Consider the following 22,679-nt stretch of genomic DNA (forward strand, 5'->3'; position numbering starts at 1 on the left):
CGCGTGCATGAACATTCCTTTCTCACTCAAGCACTTTTGTGTGGCCCTGCTCGGCGCTGCCGCGCTCAGTTTGCAACCCGTGCAAGCCGCTGGCCCGGATGATCTGGGCAAGCAACTGACGCCGCTGGGCGCTGAGCGCGCCGGTAACGCCGACGGCAGCATTCCGGCCTGGGACGGCGGCTACACCAAGGTGGACCCCGCGTTCAAAGAGGGTGGCAAGCGCGGCGATCCGTTTGCCGCTGACAAACCGCTGTTCAGCATCACTAGCAAGAACATGGACCAGTACGCGGCCAAACTCAGCGATGGCACCAAAGCCATGTTCAAGCGTTACCCGGATACCTATCGCATCGACGTTTATCCAACCCGGCGCAGCGCTGCAGCTCCGCAATGGGTGTACGACAACACCCTGAACAATGCCAAGCACGCCAAGCTGGTGCAAAGCAGTGCAGGCCTTGTGCCCGAAGGTGCCTACGGCGGTATTCCGTTCCCGATCCCGAAAGACGGCACAGAGGCGATGTGGAACCACATCCTCAACTGGCGCGGCACGTCACTGGCGATGGATTTCCGGCATTACCTGATCACCGCCGATGGCGCCCAAGTACTGACCACTGACGGCAAAGCGGTGCAGGAGATGCCGTATTACTACAAGGATGGTAACGCCGCCAGCTTCGACGGTGACTATTGGCTGTTCCGCCTGCTCAACGTTGGCCCGCCATTGCGGGCAGGCGAACAAATCATGGGACGTACCAACCTCAATGGCGACAAGTCAGAGGCCCACGTCTACCTGACCGGTCAGCGACGAGTACGCAAGCTGCCCAACGCCTGCTGCGACACCCCTACGCCGGCGACCGCAGGCGTGATGTCGTTCGATGAGCTGAGTGTATTCCAAGGTCGGCTGGACCGCTTCAACTGGAAGTTGGTGGGCAAGCAAGAGATGTACATCCCCTATAACACCAACAAGGTCCAGGCTGCCGGCAAGCCTGAAGACCTGTTCGACAAACATCACCTGAACCCCGATCAAGTGCGCTGGGAGCTCCATCGTGTGTGGGTGGTAGACGCCGAACTTGCACCCGGCAAGCGTCACCAGTTGCCCAAAGGGCGGTACTACCTCGACGAGGACACATGGCAAGCCATGCTCGGTGACCGCTGGGACGCCAATGGCCAGTTGGCCAAGACCCTGTGGTCGCTGCCTGCGGTGATGCCAGACCTGCCGGCGGTGGCCCAGTTGTCTTCGGGCTTCTACGACCTGGTGTCCGGTGCCTGGTTCATCCAGAACGTTTACACCGGCAAAGCTCAGCAGTACGCCTCGGTCGAACGTTACAAACCTGCTGAATTCTCACCTGCCGCAATGGCCGGGCGCGGCGTGCGCTGACGATGTTCAGGGGAGGGTGCATAGCGCCTTCCCCTCCTGCGACAGAATCGAGGTAGATATGAACACACTGCGTCAGTTGAGTGGCCTGTTGTTGGCCCTCCTTATGCCTTTTGCGCCGTATTGCCTGGCTCAAGGGCTGGTGGTCGGCGACGTACTACAGAGCCCGGCGGCCAAGGTTGCCAACCCTCAGCGCGGGGTTTTCACTGCCCTGGCCTTGGCGGGCCAGCGCCTGGTGGCGGTAGGTGAACGCGGTCTGATCCTGCTATCCGATGACAACGGCGAGCATTGGCGTCAAGCCAGCGTGCCGGTGTCGGTGGGGCTCACCGCAGTGCAGTTTGCCGATGCCAATGTCGGCTGGGCCGTGGGCCATGGCGGTGTGGTACTGGGGACGGGCGACGGTGGCGAAAGCTGGCGACTTCAGCTCGATGGCCTGCGTGCAGCGCAGCTTGAATTGCAGGCAGCGCAAAGCGCGCTGTCGACCCAGGCGGATGACGAAGTGGCGCAAGTACGCGTACAAACCGCCGAACGCCTGATCGCTGAAGGGCCCGACAAACCACTCCTGGCGCTGTCAGCCCGTGACACCAAGCATGTGCTGGTGGTCGGTGCCTACGGCCTGGCTTTGCGCAGCGATGACGGCGGCGCTAGCTGGCATTCAGCGATGGGCCAGATCGATAACCCAATGGGCCTGCACCTGTATGCCGTGACGTACCAAGGTAATGACTTGGTGCTGGCCGGCGAGCAGGGCTACTTAGCGCGGGCGCTGGACGGTGAACACTTCGAACAGATAAGCAGCCCCTATGCCGGCACGCTGTTCACCTTGGCAACGCGCGGCGACGGTGCACTGCTCATTGGCGGGCTCAAAGGCCACGCGTTTGTCTTGGCGCCCGGTGCCGAGCGCGCCGAAGCGTTGCCGACCCTGGCGCCGGTGTCCTTCAGTGATGCCCGTGTTCTAAACGATGGTCGCGTGTTGCTGGCCAATCAAGCGGGCGGATTGTTTGCAAGCGCTCCCTCGGGATTCACCCCGGTCTCCGAATCATTGCGCAAACCGGTCTCAGGCATCGTCCAGGCCGCCGATGGCAGCCTCGTTGCCGCGGGGTTCTCCGGGCTTTCGCGCCTGCCACAGCCCACCGTTTCCGCTTTGGAGTGAGTCAATGAATTCCGCTCGCCAAACCCTGTCATGCGCGTCCGATAACTTCGATCCTCGCTCTGGATCGCTGATCGAACGCGCACTGTTCAATCACCGCCATTGGGTGCTGTTGCTGTGCCTGCTGACCACCGTGCTGCTCGGCTGGCAGTCGGGCCGTCTGGAGCTCAATGCCAGCTTCGAGAAGATGATCCCCACCGGGCACCCCTACATCGCCAACTACCTGGACAACCAGAAGGAGTTGTCCGGCATCGGCAATGCGGTGCGTATCGCCGTCACCAACCGCCACGGTGATATCTACGACGCCGATTACCTGCGTACCCTGCAGGCGCTGAGCGACCAGATCTACCTGTTGCCGGGTGTTGACCGCGCCTACATGAAATCGCTGTGGACGCCTGCCACCCGTTGGGTTTCGGTGACCGAAGAGGGCCTGGACGGCGGCCCGGTGATTCCTGACGAATACGATGGCAGCCCGTCATCGCTGGGCGAACTGCGGCGCAACGTGCAATTGTCCAACGAGATCGGTCAATTGGTAGCCTTCGACCAGCGCTCCAGCATCATCTACGTGCCGCTGATGGCGCGCACGCCCGATGGCAAGCCGTTGGACTACCGGGTGTTGTCCGATCAGTTGGAGACCCTGCGGGCGAAGTACCAGAGCGACAGCGTCGATATCCACATCACCGGTTTCGCCAAGAAAGTCGGTGACCTGATCGAAGGCCTGGAGCAGATCCTGCTGTTCTTCGCTGTTGCCATCCTGATCACCACGGTGGTGCTCTACGGCTACACGCGTTGTGTGCGCAGTACCTTGCTGGTGGTGTTCTGCTCGCTGGTGGCGGTGGTCTGGCAGCTTGGCCTGCTGCCCCTACTGGGCTACGAGCTGGACCCCTATTCGGTGCTGGTGCCGTTCCTGGTGTTCGCCATTGGCATGAGCCACGGCGCGCAGAAAATGAACGGCATCATGCAGGACATCGGTCGCGGCATGCACCGCGTGGTGGCTGCGCGTTTCACCTTCCGCCGACTGTTCCTCGCCGGCCTCACTGCGCTGCTGTGCGACGCCGTGGGCTTTGCCGTTTTGATGCTTATCCAGATCCAGGTGATCCAGGACCTGGCGATCATCGCCAGCATCGGTGTGGCCGTGCTGATCTTCACCAACCTGATCCTGCTTCCGGTGCTGCTCTCCTATGTCGGCGTCAGTCCTAACGCTGCTGCGTTGAGCCTTAGAAGCGAGCGGGCCGAGGAGGGGGGCCAAGTGCGTCATGCATTCTGGCGCTTCCTTGACCTGTTTACCCGCAAGCCCTGGGCCGCCGTCTGCGTGGTTGTCAGCCTGGTGATGGCAGTGCTCGGCTTCCTGGTCAGCCTGAACTTGGCCATCGGCGATCTTGACGCCGGGGCCCCGGAGTTGCGCGCCGACTCGCGCTACAACCTGGACGATGCCTTCATGACCCGCAGTTACGGGGCCAGCAGCGATCTTTTCGCGATCATGGTGCGTACACCAAACAGCGCCTGCGCACGCTACGACATCCTGCGCAAGGTCGATGAGCTGGACTGGCAACTGCGCAGCCTGCCGGGCGTGGACTCGACCAACTCGCTGGCGCTGCTCAACCGTCGGATGCTGGTGGGTCTCTCCGAAGGCAGCCCGAAGTGGTACGAACTGCAGAACAACCAGGCGATGCTCAACATGATCACCGCCAGCGCGCCGCGCGGGCTGTACAACGAGTCGTGCAACTTGCTCACGCTCTATGTCTACCTCTCCGACCACAAGGCGCAAACGCTGACCCGGCTGGTGGAGCACGTCGAAGCCTTCGCCGCTGCCAACGACACCGACGAAGTCAAATTCCAGTTGGCTGCCGGTAACGCCGGGATCGAGGCCGCTACCAACATCGTGGTCAAGGAAGCCAATCGCGAGATGCTGTTCTGGGTCTACGGCGCGGTGATCTTGCTGTGTCTGATCACCTTCCGCTCCTGGCGCGCCACCCTCTGTGCGGTGATTCCGCTGATGCTTACCTCCATTCTCTGCGAGGCGTTGATGGTCTGGCTGGGCATCGGCGTCAAGGTCGCCACCTTGCCGGTGATCGCCTTGGGCGTGGGCATTGGCGTCGACTACGCGCTGTATGTGATGAGCATCATGCTTGGCCACCTGCGCCAGGGCGCCTCCCTTTCCGAAGCCTATTACCGCGCGCTGGTCTCCACCGGCAAGGTGGTGATGCTCACTGGCGTGACCCTGGCCATCGGCGTCGGCACCTGGATCTTCTCGCCCATCAAGTTCCAGGCCGACATGGGCGTGCTATTGGCCTTCATGTTCGTCTGGAACATGGTCGGCGCACTGCTGCTGTTGCCAGCGCTCGCCTATTTCCTGCTACCAGCGACCCGCCGCAGCGATGCAGTCGTCGGCGCCGAGCCAGTCGCCGATATGCAGCCCGGCAAGGCAGCCGCCACGGGTCGCCCGTTGTTGCTGGATACCGCCACCCGCTGACCTTCGCCCCAACAACAAGAGCACATGGGTATGACACCACTGATCGAGACTTTGCAAACCCTCTGGCTCGCACTGCCGCGCGTCCTACAGACGGCCATGGAGGCGCATTGCAATGAGCACTGATCGCCAGGCGGGTTTGCCGCAATCCTTGTTGCTACTGTTTGGCAGCTGTTTGCCGGTGCTGGGCGCGGTGCTGCTGGCACCTGTACTGCCGCGCATGCAGGCGCATTTTGCCGATACACCCGGCGCCGAAGTGCTGGTGCCTATCAGCCTGACCATTCCGGCGTTAGTGATCGCGCTGCTGGCGCCGTTTGCCGGTGTCATCGCCGACCGTCTGGGGCGCAAGCCGCTGTTGCTGGCCTCGATGATGCTTTACAGCCTCTGCGGGCTGCTGCCGCTGTGGCTTGAGTCGCTGCTGGGTATCGTCATCAGCCGTGCAGGCCTGGGCCTGGCGGAGGCTGGCATCATGACCTGCTGCACGACGCTGATGGGTGACTACTACCAGGGCGGGCGGCGCGAGCGCTTGTTCGCCCTGCAGATGGTCGCCACTTCGCTTTCGGCGGCAGTGTTCATCGCCTTGGGCGGCGCACTTGGGCAAAACGACTGGCGTCTGCCTTTCGTGCTGTACGGCGCCGGCCTGTTGCTCCTGCCGCTGATGGCAATGCTGCTCTGGGAGCCGAAGGTCGCTGAAGCCGCGGCGTTGTCTGGCAAGGCTGAGGACTTCCCGTGGCGCAGGCTCTTGCCGTTGTACCTGCTCACCGTACTGGCGGGCATCAGCCTATTCATCGTGCCGGTGCAAGCCGGCTTCCTGCTCACCTTGCTGCACGTCGATTCGCCCCAGCAGATCGGCATGACGATGGGCGCCAACCAGCTCGGCGTGCTGGCCGGTGCACTGAGCTTCCGCCTGCTCAACGCCCAGCGCCGGCAACACCTGCTGCTGCTGGCTTTCGCCACAGCCGGGGGCGGTGGGCTCCTGATGGCCACCACCGACAACCCAGCGCTGGTGGTGGTTGCGGTGCTGATCAATGGCCTGGGCATCGGATTGATGCTGCCGACCCTGATCACCGGGGTGATGAGGCAGGTCGATTTCACCCAGCGCGGCCGCGCCACCGGAGGCTTCACCGCGGCCCTATTCGCCGGCGAGTTCATCAGCCCTCTGGTGGTGCTGGGCCTTAATGGCGGCGTGGTCGCCCAATTGCCTGGCGCCCTGACCGTGGTGGCTGTCGCCCAGTTGCTGCTGGCGCTCGCCTGCGTGGTGCTGGCGAAGTGTTTCCGTTCGCGCGGCGCTGGCGCTACCACCACGCCTGATCACATCTAGAGGTAGCCATGCCCCTCGTGACGGCAATTGATTGAAAGGAGTTTTCATGCAAGCACTTCCCCCATTCCAGCGCGTGGTCACCGGCCACGACAATGAGGGCCGCGCCGTGGTCACCCTGGCAGGCGCTACGCCCAACAACTTCCCGCTCAAGGCGGTGCCCGGCACCCTGTTCTATGAGGTCTGGAACAGCAGCGTCAGCCCGGCGCTGCTGGACAATGGCGCCGACCCAACCGACAAGCCCCTGCAACTTTCCCCGGGTGCCCAGGGCAGTGTTATCCGTGTGGTGGATATCCCGCCAGACAGCGTGCAGAACCAAGTTAGCGCCGAGGATGCCGCCGCGGCCTTCGCCGAGATCGGCCAAGCCCATGCAGGCACTGGCAAGGCGGACTCCAGACATAAGCTCATGCACCGCACCGAAACCCTCGACTACGGCCTCGTCACCGAGGGTGAGGTGTGGCTGGTGCTCGACGGCGAGGAAGTCCACCTCAAACGCGGCGACATCGTGGTCCAGCGCGGCACCAACCATGCCTGGAGCAACCGCACCGAGAACATGGCGCGGATGGTCTTCATCCTGCTTGACGGCCGCTACGCCCCCGAACTCAAGGAGATGCTGCAATGAAGCTTGCCACACTCGACGACGGCAGCCGCGACGGCCGCCTGCTACTGGTTTCCTGTGACTTGAGCAGTGCGGTGGACGCCGCCGATATCGCCCCCACGTTGCAAGCGGCCGTGGATGACTGGCCGAACGTGGAGGCCGACTTGCGCGGCCGCTATGATGCCCTTAACAAAGGTGAACTCGCCTGTGCCTTCGACTTCGAACCCAACCGCGTGATGGCGCCGCTGCCGCGTGCCTGGCAATGGCTGGACGGCTCTTGCTTCCTCAGCCACGGCGAGCTGATGCAGCGAGCGTTCAACCTTGCGCCCATCGAAGGCGTAGAGTCCACGCCGCTGATGTACCAGGGCGCTGGCGACGACTTCCTTGGCCCGCAGCAAGACATTGCACTGCCCAGCGAGGCCCACGGCATCGACTTCGAAGGCGAGTTCGCTGTGCTGGTGGACGAGGTGCCCATGGGCTGCACGGCCGAGCAGGCACTGGCGCATATTCGCCTGGTACTGCAGGTCAACGACGTCAGCCTGCGGGCGTTGGCACCACGGGAGATGAAGACCGGCTTCGGCTTCGTCCAGGCCAAATCCTCCTCCAGCTTCGCCCCGGTGGCCGTTACCCCAGACGAGTTGGGAGGTGCCTGGCGCGACGGTCGCGTGCACCTGCCGCTGAACGTGGAGTGGAACGGCCAGTGGTTTGGCCACCCGCATGGCGGCGCCATGCACTTCGGCTTCCACCAGTTGATCGCCCATGCCGCACTGACCCGTCGCCTTGGCGCCGGCAGCGTGATTGGCTCTGGCACCGTTTCCAATGCCGATCGCAGCGTGGGGTCGGCGTGTATTTCCGAGCGCCGCGCCATTGAAATGATCGAGCATGGCGCGCCGCGCACCGGCTTCCTGCAATTCGGTCACCGCATTCGCATGGAGGCCCGCAACACGGATGGTTCGCCGTTGTTCGGTGCCATCGACCAGCAGGTAGTCCAGGCTGCCCCGCCATGCGCGTGATGATTACCGGAGCTGCCGGTTTCCTTGGACGCTTGCTGGTGCAACAACTGCTGCACAAAGGCCAACTGCGCGGCCAGCCGTTGGAAGCGCTGGTGTTACTGGATCAGCAACTGGAGGGTTTTCCTTCCGACCCGCGCCTGCGCTTGCTCGCCGGCAGCATCGCAGAACCGACCCTGTTACGCCGCGCCCTGGCCGATGGCGTGGATGTCGTGTTCCATCTGGTGAGCGTCCCCGGCGGCGCAGCCGAGGAGCACTATGCATTGGGCCGGCAGGTGAATCTGCTGGCGACCCTGGAACTGCTCGACCAGTTGCGCAACGCTGCGCGGCCACCGGTGCTGGTCTACGCCAGCAGCGTGGCCGTGTACGGCGCGCAACTACCGGCACGCATGGACGAGCAGTGGATGCCGCGTCCGGCGCTGTCTTATGGCGCGCACAAGGTCATGGTGGAAACCCAGCTCAATGACCTCGCCCGCCGTGGCGAGGTAGATGGCCGCGCATTGCGGCTACCGGGCATCGTCGCAAGGCCCCGCGAGCCGAACGGCTTGCGTTCGGCCTTCATGAGCGACCTGATGCACGCCCTTGCCGCGGGAGAAAACTATTGCTGCCCGGTATCGCCGCAGGCCACCGCCTGGTGGATGTCGGCGCGTTGCTGCGTCGACAACCTGCTGCATGCCGCCGAACTGCAAAACCCCGGCCCTCAGCGGGTGTGGCAGTTGCCAGTGCTGCACCTGGCCATGGACCAAGTGGTCGAGGCTCTGGCCGAGGCCTTCGGCGACGACCGTCGGGCCTTGGTGAGCTACCAGCCGAACGCGGACCTGGAGGCCTTGTTCGGCCGCTTTCCGCCTTTGCGTACCCCGCAATCGCGAGCCCTGGGATTTCATCACGATGGCTCTGCCCAAACCCTGGTGCGTAACGCCCTTAGCCTGAGCCAACGCCCGCGCCATGCGCGCGCGTCATTACAAACCCTTTGAGACCTGCTGCCATGACCCTTGCCCGTAAACGCCGCCTCGTCGACCTCTCGGTAACGCTGGACAACAACCCCTACACCGACCCGCCGCCGCTGCTGCCCAAGATCGACTACATGGACCACCAGCAGGGTTGGCCAGAAATGGTCGCGATGTTCCCTGGCCTGTCCCTGGACCAGATGCCGGGGCACGAGTCGTGGGCAGCAGAGCGCCTGTCCATCACCACCCACAGCGGCACTCACATGGATGCGCCTTGGCACTACGCCTCTACCACCGACGGCGGCAAGCCGGCGTTCGGTATCGATGAGCTGCCGCTGGAGTGGTGCCTGCAAGCGGGAGTGAAGCTGGACTTTCGCCACCTGCCCGATGGCCATGTGGTGACTGGCGCCGAGGTGCACGCTGAGCTTTCGCGTATCGGCCATGAGTTGCAGCCGCTGGACATCGTGCTGGTGAACACCCGTGCCGGCAGCCTGTTCGGCGAGCCGGGGTATCTGGAAGCAGGCGTCGGCATGGGCCGTGAAGCCACCCTCTACCTGCTGGAGCGCGGCGTGCGGGTCGTGGGTACCGACGCTTGGAGCTGGGACGCACCCTTCAAGTACACCCGCGAACGCTTCGCCGAGAGTGGCGATGCGTCGATTATCTGGGAAGGCCACAAGGCTGGGCGCGACATCGGCTACGGCCAGATGGAGAAACTGGCCAACCTTGATAGCCTGCCGGCCAGCGGCTTTTTGGTGTCTTGCTTCCCTTACAAGATCAAGCATGCCTCGGCCGGCTTCGTCCGCGCCGTGGCCATCTTCGAAGAATAAGAACAGGAGCAACTCCCCATGCGATTACGCATACTGTTGGCGGCCTTAGCGTGCCTTGCGCCAGTGCTCGCCGATGCGGCCGAGCGCCCCAATATATTGCTGATCGTGGCCGATGACCTGGGCTACTCCGACCTCGGCGCCTTCGGTGGTGAAATCGCCACACCGAGCCTCGATCACCTGGCGGCCAGTGGTCTGCAACTGACCAACATGTACGCTGCGCCGACCTGTTCGCCGACCCGATCCATGCTGATGTCCGGCACCGACAACCACCTGGCCGGGCTGGGTACCATGGCCGAAGGTATGCAGCCATTCCAGCGAGGCAAGCCAGGCTATGAGGGCTACCTCAACCAACAGGCGCACTCCATCGCCGGCCTGTTGCGCGATGGTGGTTACCGTACCGCCATGGTCGGCAAGTGGCACTTGGGCCTGGCCCCGGAGCAGGGCCCGGACCGTCGTGGCTTCGAGCAGTCTTTCACCCTGCTTGAAGGGGGTGGGGTGCACTTCAAGCCCGCCCCTGGCTCGACCGCGAAGATCGAACAACTCTCTTACCGCGAGAATGGCAAGCCAGTGGAGCTTCCGGATGACTTTTATTCCACGGACTTCTATACCGACAAGTTGCTGGCGTACCTGAAGGCGGGGCAGGGCAGTGGCAAACCCTTCTTCGCGTATGCGGCTTACACCTCGCCACACTGGCCGTTGCAAGCACCGCAGGCTTACCTGGATAAATACCGCGGTCGCTACGACGGCGGCTACGACGCGGTTCGCCAGGCGCGAATCGAGCGCATGAAAGAAAAAGGCCTGCTGCCTGCCGACTTCCAGAGCGCCGCGCCGCTCCCGGTCACCCCGCAGTTGCCTGGCTGGGACCAACTGGACCCCCAGCGCAAGCGCATCGAGGCGCGCAAGATGGAGATCTACGCCGCGATGGTGGACAACCTCGACCACAACGTCGGTCGCCTGCTGGAATACCTGCAGACCAGCGGCCAGATGGACAACACCTTGATCGTTTTCATGTCCGACAACGGCCCCGCTGGCGAACGCCACGAGCAGTACTACCCCGCCGGTCCGAATACCGACAACCGCCTGGAGAATCTCGGCCGACGCGGGTCGCAGATCGACTACGGGCTGCGCTGGGCAGAGGTGAGCGCGGCGCCACTGCGGCTGTTCAAGGGCAGCACCTCCGAAGGCGGTATCAGCGTGCCGGCCATCGTACAATTGCCGGCCAGCCTGCGTCGCCAGGGGCTGGAGCGTGGCGTGGCACGGGTGGATGACCTAGCGCCGACCTTCCTCGCTCTGGCGGGTCTGCCGGACCCGGGTGACCAGTACCAAGGCCAGCCCAAGCATCCCATCACCGGCCGCTCCATGCTGCCGATGCTCGAAGGCAAAGGCCGGGCTGAGCCGGTAATGGCCGGTGAGCTGTTTGGCAGCCGCTATTACCGCGAAGGTAACCTGAAACTCCTTGGCCTGGTGCCCTGGAGCATGCCGGGCCAGCCCCAGCCACCGTTGCGTTGGCAGTTGTTCGACTTGTCGCACGATCGCGGCGAGCAGCACGACCTCTCCGCCAGCCAGCCGGAAACGACGCAACGCTTGCAGCAGGCCTGGCAGGACTACGCCCGCCGTGTCGGAGTGGTCGCACCGCCTCTGGCCAAGGCCCCATGAGGCGCCAGCTGATCGTTGTCGGTTGCGTGAGTGTGCTGGCCCTGGCGACGGTAGCTGCGCGGCCGCCCACCAGCCTGCCCTTGGGCAATGTCGCCGGCTGCGAGGCCTACGGTGGCTTGCCGGCGGGTTGGGGCAACGACCCGCTGGCCGGGATGGTCCGCGTCAGCGGCGGGCGTTTTACCCCCGGCACTGATGGGGGTTACCCGGATGAGCGACCGTTCGCCGCAGTGCACGTCGGCGACTTCTGGATCGATCGCACCGAAGTTACCCGCGCGCAGTTCGGCGCCTTTGTCGAGGCTACCCATTACATCACCGAGGCTGAGCGCTCCGGTGGCGCCGCGTTGTTCCACGTACCGCTGGACACGGCCAGCGACGGGTCGGCGTTGCCTTGGTGGCGTTACGTAAGGGGGGCTGACTGGCGCCACCCATCGGGCCCGGGCGGGCCGTTGGCCAACCTAGACCAGTACCCAGTGACCTTGGTCACCCTGGCGGACGCCCAGGCCTACGCACAGTGGCGCGGCAACGACCTTCCCAGCGAGGCCGAGTGGGAATATGCAGCGCGCGGCGTTGCCCCCTCGCAACGTCTCGGCGAGGAACCACGCGACAGCAACGGCCAGCCCGCCGCAAATTACTGGCAGGGCGTGTTCCCAGTGCATGACGCAGCCGAGGACGGTTTCGCTGGCGTTGCCCCAGTGGGCTGTTTTGCCACCAACGCCACTGGGCTGTTCGACATGATCGGCAATGTTTGGGAATGGACGGCAGATGCCCAATGGGGGCCGCTGATCAGCCACGCCAATGGCGATCCGAGCCAATTGCGTAGCGCGCTTGCACCGTCGCGTCCCCAGGTCATCAAGGGTGGCTCCTACCTTTGCGCCGCGTCCTATTGCGCCCGCTATCGCACGGCGGCACGTGAGCGCCAGGATGCGGACCTGGCGACCTCTCATGTGGGCTTTCGCACCATTCGCCGTATCCCGCCAACAACCTTGACCCACTCCGAGTGGTAGGGTAGTACAAGCAGTCTGAATGCCCCCTCGCCAACCGGTTTGCCGGGAAACGAAGAGCGGGTCGCCCCAGGGTATAGGGGGCGACCCGCTCACGGTGTGTCAGCGTTCGTGGAGCCACCCACCCTCAATGTTTGGGTGGCGGGCCGCCAGGGGCCCATTTTTCCTGGTAGTGGAAGAGGAAGTACTGCGAGTTATCGGCACCGGGCGCTGCAACCCGCGCGGTCCAGCGCTCGTCATGCAGGTCCATGTCGGCGTCGTATTCCACGTGGCAGCCCATGGGGCTGTTGAAGTACCAGAACCAGTTGGACCCCAGCTGGTGACGCCCTGGCCCCCAGAACGACTCATAGCCTTTCTCGACGAAGCGGGTACCGGCAATCATCACCTCGGTTGGGCCACCCATGTGGAAGGTAAAGTGTTCGATACCTTTCATGAACGGCGGCGTCTGGATCAGGAACAGGGTGTGGTGGTCCTGGGTGCCAGCTGGGCGCAGGAAGGGGCCGGTGTCGACGAAGCGGTCGGTGCAGACAAAGCCCAGGCGGGTGTAGAACGCTTCAGCCTTGGCCTGGTCAGGCACGAAATAGACCACATGCGACAGGCTGCGTGGCAAAGCCGGCATGTCGTCGCTGGCGCCCAGCGAGTTGATGGCACGGCCCAGCTGTGCGCCGGGGGCGTTGCTTATTTCGCCGGGCATCGCCAAAGGGCGGCGCAGGGTGATGCGAAAACCCAGGGCGAAGCCCATGTCGTCCACCACGCGCAAAACGCCGTCCTCCCCACGCACAACGGTGCGGTCCTTGGAAAGTTCGGCCTCGATGGCCTGCAGGGTGGCTTCGTCGGCTACGCCGTAAACGGTTTCGCGCAGGGTGTTCGCGGTCTCCATGGCCTTGGGCAGGCGTGGGTCGTCGCGGTGGCGAATTTCAATACCTGTGCCGTCCAGGGCCTCGAGGTAGCCGCCGGCTTCGTCCAGCTTGCCCGGCTTCAAACCGTAGTCGGTGAGGTATTGCACGCAGGCGTCGACGTTGTCGACGCCGAATACAAGGTAATCAGGTCCGATGATTTTCATGGTCGGTTTCTCTTCTTGTCTATCAGGCGGTACGACCACCGAGGTTTTCGGCGACCCAGTCGGCGATGTACTGGCCGGCGTTAATGGAGTTATCGAAGCTGGAGTGCTGCACACCGCCTTCGCGCGGGGTGAAGATCTTCAGTTCGCGCTTGGGGCTATTGACCAGTTGTTCGTAGGTGCGGTGGGCCCATTTGAGCGGGATCTGTGAGTCCTGCTCGCCATGGGTGACCAGGAACGGCACCTTGATCCGCTCCACGACGCCGTCCAGGTGGACGTTTTCGGCGATGGTCATGAATTCGTCGATGTTTTTGCCGCCCCAGACCCAGCGCACGTGCTCCCAGTAATGCGGCACCGGGAAGCTGCCTTCGCGTTCCAGGCGGCGCTTTTGCACGTCGCGCCAGTCGTGGTTGGCGCCCCACACCACGCCACAGGCAAAGCGCGGCTCGAAAGCCACCACACGCGGGCAGTAGTAGCCGCCCAGCGACACGCCTTCGCAGCCGATGCGCTTGGGGTCCACATCCGCACGGGTTTCCAGCCAGTCGAACACGCGGCTGCCCCAATGCTCGGCGTCATAACGGGCTTTCAGGTCGTGCAGGCGCAGCGCTTCGCCGGTGCCCGGCTGGTCGATCACTAGCGATGACACGCCCCGCTTGGCGAGCCAGGCCGGTAGGCCAACCCGGTATTTCATTTCTTTCGTGGAATCCAGGCCGTTGAGTTGCAGCAGTAGAGGCGCCGGCCCCTGTACGCCTTCGGCACGGATGAATAGCCCGGAAATGACTTTGCCCTCATAGGGGATCTCGACCCGCTCGCAGTTCTCCCCGTACAGCGCGATGCCGCGGGCGAAGGTGTCGAGGAAGCGTTGGTAAAGCTCCATGCGACCTGGGGCGCCGTGAGCTTGCAGGCGTTCACCTGTGAGGTAGTAGGTTGCGGCACGGTTGTACTTTTCGCCGGCCGAAAGCAGGCGGCCTTTCTCTTCGTCCTCGCGGGCCAGGTCGCAGAGTTTGTCGGCCGTTTTCGACCAGGCTTCTCGAAAGGCGCGGGTTCCGTCGGCGTCAGGTTGCTTGGCGGCTTCCTGAAGCGGTTCGCACATTTCGACGATTTCACCGATGCGCGCGCCCATCTCGATAGCGAGGTTTACCGAGAGGTTCCAAACGTAGTTGGTGGGGAAATAGCGGAACATATTGTTGTTTTTCCTTCTTCTGGTCCTGGCCGCCATCGACCCTGCATAGCGAGGGCTATCGCCCGAGGCGCTGTTCGCAGATCGGCAGGGCTCAAGTCGGGCAACCCGGTGTGAACGCTCCCGCATCAAGCAGTGGCGCGGGCGTCGGCCGCCCCTTGGGGCAGCTTGCGCAAGCTCGCATGGGCCAAAGGATTGGACAAATCGCTTGTTCGGATGCCAGCTATCGGATTGCGAGATACCTGGCGTGCCGCCGTGACGGCAGGCATGGCGAACGCTGAGGGCACGCATCGCCAGTATCGATTGGTTGGCGCATCCGGGATGGGGCCGTAGCAGGGCCCCGAATGCCGAGGGGCTCAAGCGGTAACGGCAGACTCTGGGCGGCTGACCATCTCCGTCAGCTTTTCGCGCAGCCAGCGCAGCATGGGGTCACGGTCCAGGCTGCGGTGCCAACTCATGTATTCCTGCATGGCCGGCAGCTCCACCGGCGGCGGCAGGATGCGCAGCGGCAGGTTGCGTGCATAAAGCCGTGCCAGGCGGCTGTGCATGGTGGCGATGCGTTGGGTCCCAATGACCAGTTGCGCCAAGGTATTGAAGTCGTGGGTGATGACTTCCACGCGGCGTTTGCAGCCGTACTGGCTCATGAACCACTCCTCTATGCCGGGCGTACGGCTGCGCCCGAAGGCGACGCCGACATGCCCCAGCTCAAGGTAGCGTTCCAGTGTCAGGCGCTCGCCGATGCTGTGGTTCTCGGCGCACACCACGCAGACGTGCTGTTCGTCGAACAGGAGCTGTGAGGGGTGCTCCTTAACGATGAAGTGCTCTGGCGCGATCATCAGGTCCACTTCGCCGCGCATGAGCATTTCCATGGCGGTCTGGCCGGGGCTGATGAGTTCGAAGGTGATGTTCGGGGCTTCGTGGTTGATCTCGCGAATCGCCTCGGCGAACAGCACGCTGATCAGGTAGTCCGAGGCCATGATGCGGAAGTGACGTTTACTCTCGGAGATGTCGTGCACTGGTTTGGCGGTGATGGAGGTCTGGATTTTCAGCAGTACGTCGCGAACTGGTAATGCCAGTTCCTTTGCCAGTGGGGTGGGCATCATCTTGCGGCCCACCTGCACTAGCAGGTCATCTTCGAAGTAGGTCCGCAGGCGTCCGAGCACACCGCTGGTGGCCGATTGGGTCATGTGCAGGCGGGCGGCGGCACGGGTGATGTTCTGCTCTTCCAGCAGTACATCCAGCGCCACCAGGAGGTTCAAATCCAGGTGTTTAAAGCGCATCACGGGCATCTCTTGTTGTATTTATTTTCGCGATACCCTGCATCCCGACTAACGATTAGTCAAATTGTTCCTGCCTTCCTAGCCTGTGCTCCTAAGGGCCCCTCTGTTGTTGTGCTACCCAGCCGCGCTGGCGTGGTCCCGGTCAAAACACTGTTAATGCTCGGGTTGTCACGCTCGCGATCGACCCTGCGCTCCCACAACAAGAACAAGGATTCATCCATGAGCAGCGATATCAGCAAGGTACTCGTAGTCGGCGGCGGGATTGGTGGCCTCTGCGCGGCCATCGCATTGCGCCGCCAGGGCATCGCGGTGGACCTGGTGGAAATCAAGTCCGAGTGGACCGTCTATGGTGTCGGCATCATTCAGCAGAGCAACGTGGTGCGAGAGATGGCCCGCCTCGGCGTGCTCGAAGGCTACCTCGAAGCAGCCTATGCCTTCGAGGATGTTGGCATCTACGATCTGCAGGGCAATGCCCTGGTACGCATCCCAGGCCAGCGCCTGGCCGGCCCGGAGTATCCCGCCAACGTCGGTATCTCGCGCCTGTCTCTGCACCAGGTGCTGAGCACCACTGCGATCGACCTTGGCACCCAGGTACGCCTTGGCTTGTCGGTAGATTCCTTCCAACAAGACGCGGCCGGCGTGGATGTGAGCTTCACCGATGGCAGCGCTGCTCGCTACGACTTGGTTGTGGGGGCCGACGGCGTTTATTCGAAGATTCGCGGCATGCTCTTTGGCGACACCTACAAGCCGCGTTTCACCGGGCAGGCCGTGTGGCGCTACAACTTTCCTAGACATCCTTCCATTGATCATCTGGCGAGCTATGTCGGTGCTGAGGGCAACGCCGGCCTGGTACCGCTGTCCGACGAGCTGATGTACATGTTCTCCACCTCTCACGAGCCGGGTAACCCGCGCTATGAGCCGGCACAGTTGGCCGAACTGATGCGTGACCGCATCAGTAAGATCGCAGGCCTGGTGGGCGAGTTGCGCGAGCAGATTACCGACAGCAGCCAGGTGGTCTACAAACCCATGGAAGTGGTGTTCGTCGACGAACCTTGGTTCAAAGGTCGTGTTCTGCTGATTGGCGACGCGGCTCATGCAACCACGCCGCATCTGGGGCAGGGGGCCGGGATGGCAATCGAAGACGCGCTGGTTCTGAGCCTGGAGCTGTGCGGCAGCGGTTCGGTGGAGGAGCGGCTTGAGCGTTTCATGACGCGCCGCTTTGAGCGCTGCAAGTACATCAGCGAGAACTCGATCATGGCCGGGGAGAGGGAAATGGCCCGTGACGCGACGTTCGATCGCATCGGGCTGACCAAGGCGATGCTCAAGCTGACCGCCGAACCGATCTGAAACTGCTAGCCGTGGCGGCTATTCCGGTGTTTACGCGTTCACCCCCTGAGTTATCGAGGTCTCTGTGTCCCAGGATTTGACATTGCTCTGCCGCGACGCCCAGTTGCAGGAAGGCCTAGCACGTGGGTTCGACCCCTGGGCCCAGGGGCGTGACACCGTGCTTGCGTTGCGCTGGCGTGGCCAGGTGCGTGTCTATCGAAACCTGTGCCCGCACCTGGACGTGGCCATGCAGTACCGCAAGGACCGCTTCATGTCTGGCGATGGCCGGCACATCGTCTGCTTTGCTCATGGTGCGCTGTTTCAGCCCGACAACGGCTTCTGCGTGCTCGGCCCCTGTCAGGGCCAGTCGCTGCAAGCACTGAGGGTAAAGGTCGACGTTTCGGGAAACGTATGGCTGGAGGAGGGTGGCCCTCGGGCAAACGATGAGGCTATTGCGTGCGCTTCCATGGACTAGACCTGAACCTGCTGGTGGTGCTGGACGCTTTGTTTGTCGAGCAGCACGTCACGCGTGCCGCGGTGCGCCTGCACCTGACCCAGTCAGCGGTCAGCGCGGCCCTAGGTCGCCTGCGGGAGCATTTTAACGATCCGCTGTTTGTCCTCGTGGGCGGCGCCATGCTGCCCACGGCGCTGATGCAGTCACTGCACCCACGTATCGACCAGGTACTGGAAAACGCGCGGGGCATTGCCTTCGCCAATGCAAGCTTCGACCCGGGAGCGGCGCGCCGCAAATTCCGCATCATTGCGTCGGATTATGTGATCGCGGTGCTCATGCCGGCGCTAATGCGACGGTTGGCCAGCCTTGCGCCCCAGGTCGACTTGCAACTTCTCACGCTGGTGCCGCTACGCGGTGCCGAGCCGGGCAGCCTGGTGGATGAGGCCCTGGAGCACCGGCACTGCGACCTGGTGATCCTGCCGCTTGCCCATGGCTCGGCGCGTCATCCGCAACAACCGTTGTTCGAAGACAGCTTCAGCGTCATTGCCTGCAGGGATAACTGCGCCCTGATGGACGGCCTCACGCTGGAGCATTACTTGGCAGCGCCACATGTGGTCCGCGAGACCGGCGCAGGCGCCCAGGGCAGCATGGAAGCGGAATTTATCGCAAGCCAGGGGCTGACGCGGCGGGTGGCTGTGGCTGTGGACCAGTTTGCGTTGATACCGGAATTCATCGTTGGCGGCCCCTGCCTATCGACCCTGCACAGTCGCCTGGCGTACCTCTACGCGCAGCGCTTTCCTCTGCGCCTGCTGCCACCACCACTCGCCATTCCCGCCACTCTGCAGGTGATGCAATGGCACGCCTACCAAGACAGTGACCCGGCGCTGGTCTGGCTGCGCCAGTTGTTGGCGGAGTTGGCGGGCTGACCACGACCGCTATCAATTTCTGTCATGGCCGGCTAGCAGGAAACTTCACTTCCTCAGGCATTGGCTGCCCAATACCGTGTCGGTACGACAACAACAGGACAGACCGCCATGCCCAGACGCCACGTTCACTGCCAAACCCTCTTTACTGGCCTTGAGGACCAGGCTCGCCACGACCAGGTGCTGATCATCGAAAAGGGTGTGTTCACCCATGTCGGCCCTCGTCAGACCGCTCCTCAGCCATTGCCTGGCGAACGCGTGATTGACACTGGCGGACACTTCGTCATGCCCGGCCTGGTGGATGTCCACACCCACCTGGTGTTCGGCAACGCCAAGAGCGAGGAAGACATCGACCTGCACGTCTCGCCGGAATTTCGCGCCCTGCGCGGTCTGTTTTTTACCCAGCATGTACTGGCCGCCGGCTACACCTCGGTGGTGGTGCCGGGTGACGCCGGGCATTGCAGCATTGCCGTACGCAACGCTATCAATGCCGGTATGTTCACTGGCCCACGCATTGCCGCCAGTAGCAATGTAATCGCCAACCGGCAGAGCCTGAACGATTGGTTCCCCAGTTGGGTCGGTACGCCTGAGTATTTCTCTGGCCGCCTGTGCGCTACCCGCGACGAGCAGATTGCGGAAATCCGTCGCCAGGCCAAGGACGGCGTGGACCTGATCAAGATCGCTATGGACGGCCCGCACATGCGTCCCAACGGGGAACATATCGCCGCGTTCACCCAGGACGAAACCCGCGCGATGGTCGAGGAAATCCATCGCCTCGGAAAAAAAGTCGCCGTGCATGCCTATGGCCGCGAAGCGGTGCTGTATGCGGCGAAGGTGGGGGTGGACGTGATCTTCCACGGTTTTTTCCTGGACGATGCCTGCATCGAGGCGATACTCGAATCGGGTAGTCACCTCGCTCCGACCTTCACCATGCTCGCCAACAACGTCGAATTTGCCGAGGATTACGAGCCTTCGACCCGCTGTGGTTACGCTGCGATGCAGCGCCGTGTGATCGAGGTGGGTTGTCGCAACTTGCGCCGCGCCCGCGAAGCCGGTGTGCCGTTCATGACCGGCAGTGACAGCGGTTTCGCCATCACTCCCTACGGTGAATGGCACGCCCGTGAAATCGAGATTTTTGTCGACTGGTTGGGTTTCAGCCCTGCCCAGGCATTGCGCGCGGCAACCTCGGTTGCCGCGCGGATGATGCCCGTGTCGCAGCAGGTGGGTGCCATCGAGGTGGGCCGTCGCGCCGACTTTATCTGTGTTGATGGCTCCCCCCTGCAGAACGTCTCGATTCTTCAGGAGCGCGAGCGCATACGTGACGTGTACCTCGGCGGGCATCGCGTGGAGGCCCAGGTGCCGGGCTACGATCCCTACAAGGTCAGTGACTTCAACACGGTGAAATGGGCCGAACTTCACACCCGGCAACGGGCTATGGAAATGGGTAAGCGCAGCACACCTGGATCTGTACCAGAGCAGAAGGTAGGCCGGCATGAATAAGCTCACCCTGGAACTGGCGTCGCGGATGGTCGACACGGCGCTGGCAGAGGGCCGGCGGTTAGCCTTGCAGCCACTTTGTGCTGCGGTACTGGATGCCGGTGGTCACCTGCTGGCGCTCAAACGCGACGAGCGCGCCAGCCTGCTGCGTCCGCAAATCGCGTCGGGCAAGGCCGCCTCAGTGCTCGGCATGGGCTTTGGCGGCCGCGAACTTGCCCGTCGTGCTGCCGCGCTACCTGCATTCTTCAATGCATTGAGTGACCTGGCCGGCGGCAACATGGTTCCGGTGCCCGGCGGGGTGCTGGTGCGTAACGGGGCAGGGGAGGTCATCGGCGCTATCGGTATTAGTGGTGACAGCTCCGACAACGACGAACGCTGTGCGATTGCCGGCGTGCTGGGGGCAAACCTGATGCCCGACAGTGGGGCGTGTTGATAGGGAAAAAAGCCACTTTTGCCCCAGCGGCTTGGGTGGCTTTTCTCATTTCATACGCTTATTGGGTGCGCTCAGTCTCGGATATCTGAAAAAGTTTCAGTCTGAATCAGTGTCAAGACGGGGCCCACGCGGGCCCCATCAAGGCATTACTTACGCAGCTTGTATGCGATGATTTCGTCGCTGGTGCCGGTTTCCATGAAGGCGTGGCCGGACGCTGAGACGAGCACATACTGCTCACCATCAACCTCGTAAGAGATCGGGTTGGCTTGAGCGCCCGCCGTCAATACGTCTTCCCACAGCACCTCACCGGTAGCCGTGTCGATAGCACGGAACAAGTTGTCAGTCGCAGCGCCAACGAAGGTAAGTCCACCTGCGGTGACCACCGTTCCGCCATTGTTTGGCAAGCCGATATTCAGTGGCAGATGCGACGGGATGCCGAACGGCCCGTTGCGACGCGCGGTACCCAGCGGCTCGTCCCACACGGTCTTGCCGGTATCCAGGCTGATTGCACGAATTCCGCCATACGGTGGTGCCGAGCACGGTACGCCGGTGCCCCAGTTACGCCATCCCGCATTCACACTGATCGCGTAAGGCGCGTTGACCTGCGGATAGGTCGATGCTCCACTTTCGCCCTTGCCCGATTTGCTGCCAGCCTTGTTCAGCGAGGTCTCATCAACCTTTGGCGCATAGATAGGTTTGAGCCCCATCTTGTCTGCTTGTTCACGCGGTATGAGCTGGTTGAGGTTAGGAATGTCGTTGTAATTGGCGATTAGCAGTCGTCGAACTGGGTCGATCGCGACCGAACCCCAATCGGAGCCACCGTTGTAGCCTGGGTATTGAATCCAGGGACGATCCACCGATGGCGGCGTCAGGTAGCCTTCGTAGTTGGCCTGGCGGAACTGGATGCGGCACATCAACTGATCGAGTGGTGAGAAGCCCCACATGTCCGCTTCGGTTTTCGGCGCCTTGCGTAGAGTGTGCCACTCGGAGGTAGGTTGAGTATTAGCCAGGAATTGGGGTTCAACGGAGCCGCCTTTTGGTGCCTTGACTTCACCAATCGGAACCAGAGGCTCGCCAGTTGCGCGATCCAGGATGTAGATGTCACCCTGCTTCGTCGGCAGCAGCACTGCAGCCACTGGTTTTCCGTCCTTATCAGGGAAATCAAGAAGGGTTGGCTGACTGCCCAGATCATAATCCCACACATCATGGCGGATGGTCTGGAAGTGCCATACGTCCTTGCCCGTCTTCACGTCGACGGCCACCAGTGAGGTCGAATACGTGTTTTCTTCCTCGCTACGGTTGGAGCCGAAGTAATCAATTGAGGAGTTGCTGATCGGCAGGTAGACGTAGCCAAGCTGCTCATCGCCCACTGCAGCCGTCCACATATTCGGGGTGCCACGGGTGTAGGTGCTGCCTTCGGCTGGGCCATGAACGTTTTCAGGGTTACCCAGATCCCAAGCCCAGGCCATTTTCCCGGTGATCGCGTCGTAGCCGCGAATCACCCCAGAAGGTGCATCCTCGTCCTGACCGTCGCGGATTTGTGCTCCCGTGACCACCACGCCATTGACGATGGTAGGTGGCGCTGTAACCGCATACCAGCCGGGGACTTTTTTGCCCAGACCTTCCCAAAGATCTACGGTGCCGTTTTGCCCGAAGTCCTTGCAAGGCTCGCCCGTGCGCAGATCTACAGCTACCAGCCTCGCATCCAGTGTCGCTTCTACCACACGGCTGCGGCATTGTGCGGACTCAGGGATCTCTGGCGCGGTATACACCGCTACGCCGCGGCATGCTGCTGCGTGAGGAATGGCCTGATCAGGAACTCCAGGGTCGTGAAGCCAGTTTTCCTTGCCGGTTGCAGCATTGATCGAAATAAGGATGTTTTTAGCAGAGCACATCAGCAGGTCGTTGCCGACCTTGACCGGGGTTGTTTCAGGCGAGTACCGACTGCCAGGATTCGGCAAGTCCCGTGTGTGATACACAAATGCGCGCTCCAGGCGCCCGACGTTTTCTGGGGTAATCTGCTTGAGTGGGCTGAAGCGCTGAGCGTTGTGATCGCCGCCATAGAATGGCCAATCGCTGCCTACCTGAGGCATCTGCTGAGCTTGAGCGAACTGCATCTGAAGCACGCAAGAAATGGCGAGCGCCAGCGCGCTTCTGCATTTGACTGTTAGGAACATTACAAA

General features: G+C 62.6%; 19 protein-coding genes. 15 read left to right on the forward strand and 4 right to left on the reverse strand.

The features are described 5' to 3' along the window. The first annotated feature begins 7 nt into the window (after nucleotides 1-7). The 10 genes from GIB19_RS09485 (at nucleotide 8) to GIB19_RS09530 (ending at nucleotide 12,346) form a co-directional block, all read left to right on the forward strand. A complete protein-coding gene (locus GIB19_RS09485) occupies nucleotides 8-1,372 on the forward strand; it encodes a DUF1329 domain-containing protein (RefSeq protein WP_238214138.1) in 1,365 nt (454 codons plus the stop codon). A gap of 58 nt (nucleotides 1,373-1,430) precedes the next feature. Further along, nucleotides 1,431-2,519, forward strand: a complete 1,089-nt coding sequence (locus tag GIB19_RS09490) for a WD40/YVTN/BNR-like repeat-containing protein (RefSeq protein ID WP_274885305.1) — start codon at nucleotides 1,431-1,433, stop codon at nucleotides 2,517-2,519. 4 nt (nucleotides 2,520-2,523) lie between these two features. Next, nucleotides 2,524-4,989 (forward strand): efflux RND transporter permease subunit, encoded by a 2,466-nt coding sequence (locus GIB19_RS09495; RefSeq protein WP_274885306.1) that lies wholly within the window; start codon nucleotides 2,524-2,526, stop codon nucleotides 4,987-4,989. A 112-nt stretch (nucleotides 4,990-5,101) separates the two neighbouring features. After that, nucleotides 5,102-6,307, forward strand: coding sequence for an MFS transporter (locus GIB19_RS09500; RefSeq protein ID WP_274885307.1), 1,206 nt, complete (start codon nucleotides 5,102-5,104; stop codon nucleotides 6,305-6,307). Nucleotides 6,308-6,353: 46 nt separating this feature from the next. Continuing rightward, nucleotides 6,354-6,926, forward strand: a complete 573-nt coding sequence (locus tag GIB19_RS09505; RefSeq protein ID WP_274885308.1) for a cupin domain-containing protein — start codon at nucleotides 6,354-6,356, stop codon at nucleotides 6,924-6,926. Continuing rightward, nucleotides 6,923-7,915 carry a fumarylacetoacetate hydrolase family protein gene (locus tag GIB19_RS09510; protein ID WP_274885309.1) on the forward strand — a complete coding sequence of 331 codons (993 nt, stop codon included), beginning with the start codon at nucleotides 6,923-6,925 and terminating at the stop codon, nucleotides 7,913-7,915. Before GIB19_RS09505 ends, GIB19_RS09510 begins: the two co-directional genes overlap by 4 nt. Then, entirely contained in the window at nucleotides 7,906-8,886 is a 981-nt protein-coding gene (locus GIB19_RS09515; protein WP_274885310.1) for an NAD-dependent epimerase/dehydratase family protein, read from the forward strand. The genes GIB19_RS09510 and GIB19_RS09515 overlap by 10 nt, the downstream gene beginning before the upstream one ends. 11 nt (nucleotides 8,887-8,897) lie before the next feature. Then, the gene (locus tag GIB19_RS09520; RefSeq protein ID WP_274885311.1) at nucleotides 8,898-9,686 is read left to right on the forward strand and encodes a cyclase family protein; all 789 of its coding nucleotides are present in this window, start codon (nucleotides 8,898-8,900) and stop codon (nucleotides 9,684-9,686) included. Nucleotides 9,687-9,704: 18 nt separating this feature from the next. Next, complete coding sequence (locus tag GIB19_RS09525; RefSeq protein WP_274885312.1) at nucleotides 9,705-11,342, forward strand: arylsulfatase; 1,638 nt, start codon at nucleotides 9,705-9,707, stop codon at nucleotides 11,340-11,342. Then, nucleotides 11,339-12,346, forward strand: a complete 1,008-nt coding sequence (locus GIB19_RS09530; RefSeq protein ID WP_274885313.1) for a formylglycine-generating enzyme family protein — start codon at nucleotides 11,339-11,341, stop codon at nucleotides 12,344-12,346. The genes GIB19_RS09525 and GIB19_RS09530 overlap by 4 nt, the downstream gene beginning before the upstream one ends. Before the next feature lie 124 nt (nucleotides 12,347-12,470). Here the strand turns inward: GIB19_RS09530 and GIB19_RS09535 are convergent, their stop codons facing one another. The 3 genes from GIB19_RS09535 to GIB19_RS09545 all read right to left on the reverse strand — a co-directional run bounded on the left by GIB19_RS09535 (nucleotide 12,471) and on the right by GIB19_RS09545 (nucleotide 15,863). Next, nucleotides 12,471-13,406, reverse strand: a complete 936-nt coding sequence (locus GIB19_RS09535; RefSeq protein WP_274885314.1) for a VOC family protein — start codon at nucleotides 13,404-13,406, stop codon at nucleotides 12,471-12,473. A gap of 22 nt (nucleotides 13,407-13,428) precedes the next feature. Next, nucleotides 13,429-14,586: an alpha/beta hydrolase family protein gene (locus GIB19_RS09540; protein ID WP_274885315.1), complete on the reverse strand. Its 1,158-nt coding sequence runs from the start codon at nucleotides 14,584-14,586 to the stop codon at nucleotides 13,429-13,431. Nucleotides 14,587-14,939: 353 nt separating this feature from the next. After that, nucleotides 14,940-15,863: a LysR family transcriptional regulator gene (locus GIB19_RS09545; protein ID WP_027593285.1), complete on the reverse strand. Its 924-nt coding sequence runs from the start codon at nucleotides 15,861-15,863 to the stop codon at nucleotides 14,940-14,942. 219 nt (nucleotides 15,864-16,082) lie between these two features. On the opposite strand from GIB19_RS09545, the gene GIB19_RS09550 reads away from it, so the two are divergent. The 5 genes from GIB19_RS09550 to GIB19_RS09570 all read left to right on the forward strand — a co-directional run bounded on the left by GIB19_RS09550 (nucleotide 16,083) and on the right by GIB19_RS09570 (nucleotide 20,496). Next, nucleotides 16,083-17,210, forward strand: coding sequence for an FAD-dependent oxidoreductase (locus tag GIB19_RS09550; RefSeq protein WP_274885316.1), 1,128 nt, complete (start codon nucleotides 16,083-16,085; stop codon nucleotides 17,208-17,210). A gap of 64 nt (nucleotides 17,211-17,274) precedes the next feature. Continuing rightward, nucleotides 17,275-17,664, forward strand: a complete 390-nt coding sequence (locus GIB19_RS09555; protein ID WP_274885317.1) for a Rieske (2Fe-2S) protein — start codon at nucleotides 17,275-17,277, stop codon at nucleotides 17,662-17,664. Beyond that, a complete protein-coding gene (locus GIB19_RS09560; protein WP_274885318.1) occupies nucleotides 17,646-18,569 on the forward strand; it encodes a LysR family transcriptional regulator in 924 nt (307 codons plus the stop codon). Before GIB19_RS09555 ends, GIB19_RS09560 begins: the two co-directional genes overlap by 19 nt. A 108-nt stretch (nucleotides 18,570-18,677) precedes the next feature. Further along, nucleotides 18,678-20,066, forward strand: a complete 1,389-nt coding sequence (locus tag GIB19_RS09565; protein ID WP_274885319.1) for a metal-dependent hydrolase family protein — start codon at nucleotides 18,678-18,680, stop codon at nucleotides 20,064-20,066. Then, entirely contained in the window at nucleotides 20,059-20,496 is a 438-nt protein-coding gene (locus GIB19_RS09570) for a GlcG/HbpS family heme-binding protein (protein WP_099429322.1), read from the forward strand. Before GIB19_RS09565 ends, GIB19_RS09570 begins: the two co-directional genes overlap by 8 nt. 146 nt (nucleotides 20,497-20,642) lie before the next feature. Here GIB19_RS09570 and GIB19_RS09575 read toward each other — a convergent pair whose 3' ends face one another. After that, nucleotides 20,643-22,673: a pyrroloquinoline quinone-dependent dehydrogenase gene (locus GIB19_RS09575; protein ID WP_274885320.1), complete on the reverse strand. Its 2,031-nt coding sequence runs from the start codon at nucleotides 22,671-22,673 to the stop codon at nucleotides 20,643-20,645. Between the last annotated feature and the right edge of the window lie 6 nt (nucleotides 22,674-22,679).

Source organism: Pseudomonas sp. ITEM 17296 (genome assembly GCF_028895205.1).
Lineage (GTDB): Bacteria > Pseudomonadota > Gammaproteobacteria > Pseudomonadales > Pseudomonadaceae > Aquipseudomonas > Aquipseudomonas kermanshahensis.

Coding starts and splice junctions, on each gene's coding strand:
- GIB19_RS09485 (WP_238214138.1), top strand. CDS start 8: ATGAACATTCCTTTCTCACTCAAGCACTTTTGTGTGGCCCTGCTCGGC.
- GIB19_RS09490 (WP_274885305.1), top strand. CDS start 1,431: ATGAACACACTGCGTCAGTTGAGTGGCCTGTTGTTGGCCCTCCTTATG.
- GIB19_RS09495 (WP_274885306.1), top strand. CDS start 2,524: ATGAATTCCGCTCGCCAAACCCTGTCATGCGCGTCCGATAACTTCGAT.
- GIB19_RS09500 (WP_274885307.1), top strand. CDS start 5,102: ATGAGCACTGATCGCCAGGCGGGTTTGCCGCAATCCTTGTTGCTACTG.
- GIB19_RS09505 (WP_274885308.1), top strand. CDS start 6,354: ATGCAAGCACTTCCCCCATTCCAGCGCGTGGTCACCGGCCACGACAAT.
- GIB19_RS09510 (WP_274885309.1), top strand. CDS start 6,923: ATGAAGCTTGCCACACTCGACGACGGCAGCCGCGACGGCCGCCTGCTA.
- GIB19_RS09515 (WP_274885310.1), top strand. CDS start 7,906: ATGCGCGTGATGATTACCGGAGCTGCCGGTTTCCTTGGACGCTTGCTG.
- GIB19_RS09520 (WP_274885311.1), top strand. CDS start 8,898: ATGACCCTTGCCCGTAAACGCCGCCTCGTCGACCTCTCGGTAACGCTG.
- GIB19_RS09525 (WP_274885312.1), top strand. CDS start 9,705: ATGCGATTACGCATACTGTTGGCGGCCTTAGCGTGCCTTGCGCCAGTG.
- GIB19_RS09530 (WP_274885313.1), top strand. CDS start 11,339: ATGAGGCGCCAGCTGATCGTTGTCGGTTGCGTGAGTGTGCTGGCCCTG.
- GIB19_RS09535 (WP_274885314.1), bottom strand. CDS start 13,406: ATGAAAATCATCGGACCTGATTACCTTGTATTCGGCGTCGACAACGTC.
- GIB19_RS09540 (WP_274885315.1), bottom strand. CDS start 14,586: ATGTTCCGCTATTTCCCCACCAACTACGTTTGGAACCTCTCGGTAAAC.
- GIB19_RS09545 (WP_027593285.1), bottom strand. CDS start 15,863: ATGCGCTTTAAACACCTGGATTTGAACCTCCTGGTGGCGCTGGATGTA.
- GIB19_RS09550 (WP_274885316.1), top strand. CDS start 16,083: ATGAGCAGCGATATCAGCAAGGTACTCGTAGTCGGCGGCGGGATTGGT.
- GIB19_RS09565 (WP_274885319.1), top strand. CDS start 18,678: ATGCCCAGACGCCACGTTCACTGCCAAACCCTCTTTACTGGCCTTGAG.
- GIB19_RS09570 (WP_099429322.1), top strand. CDS start 20,059: ATGAATAAGCTCACCCTGGAACTGGCGTCGCGGATGGTCGACACGGCG.
- GIB19_RS09575 (WP_274885320.1), bottom strand. CDS start 22,673: ATGTTCCTAACAGTCAAATGCAGAAGCGCGCTGGCGCTCGCCATTTCT.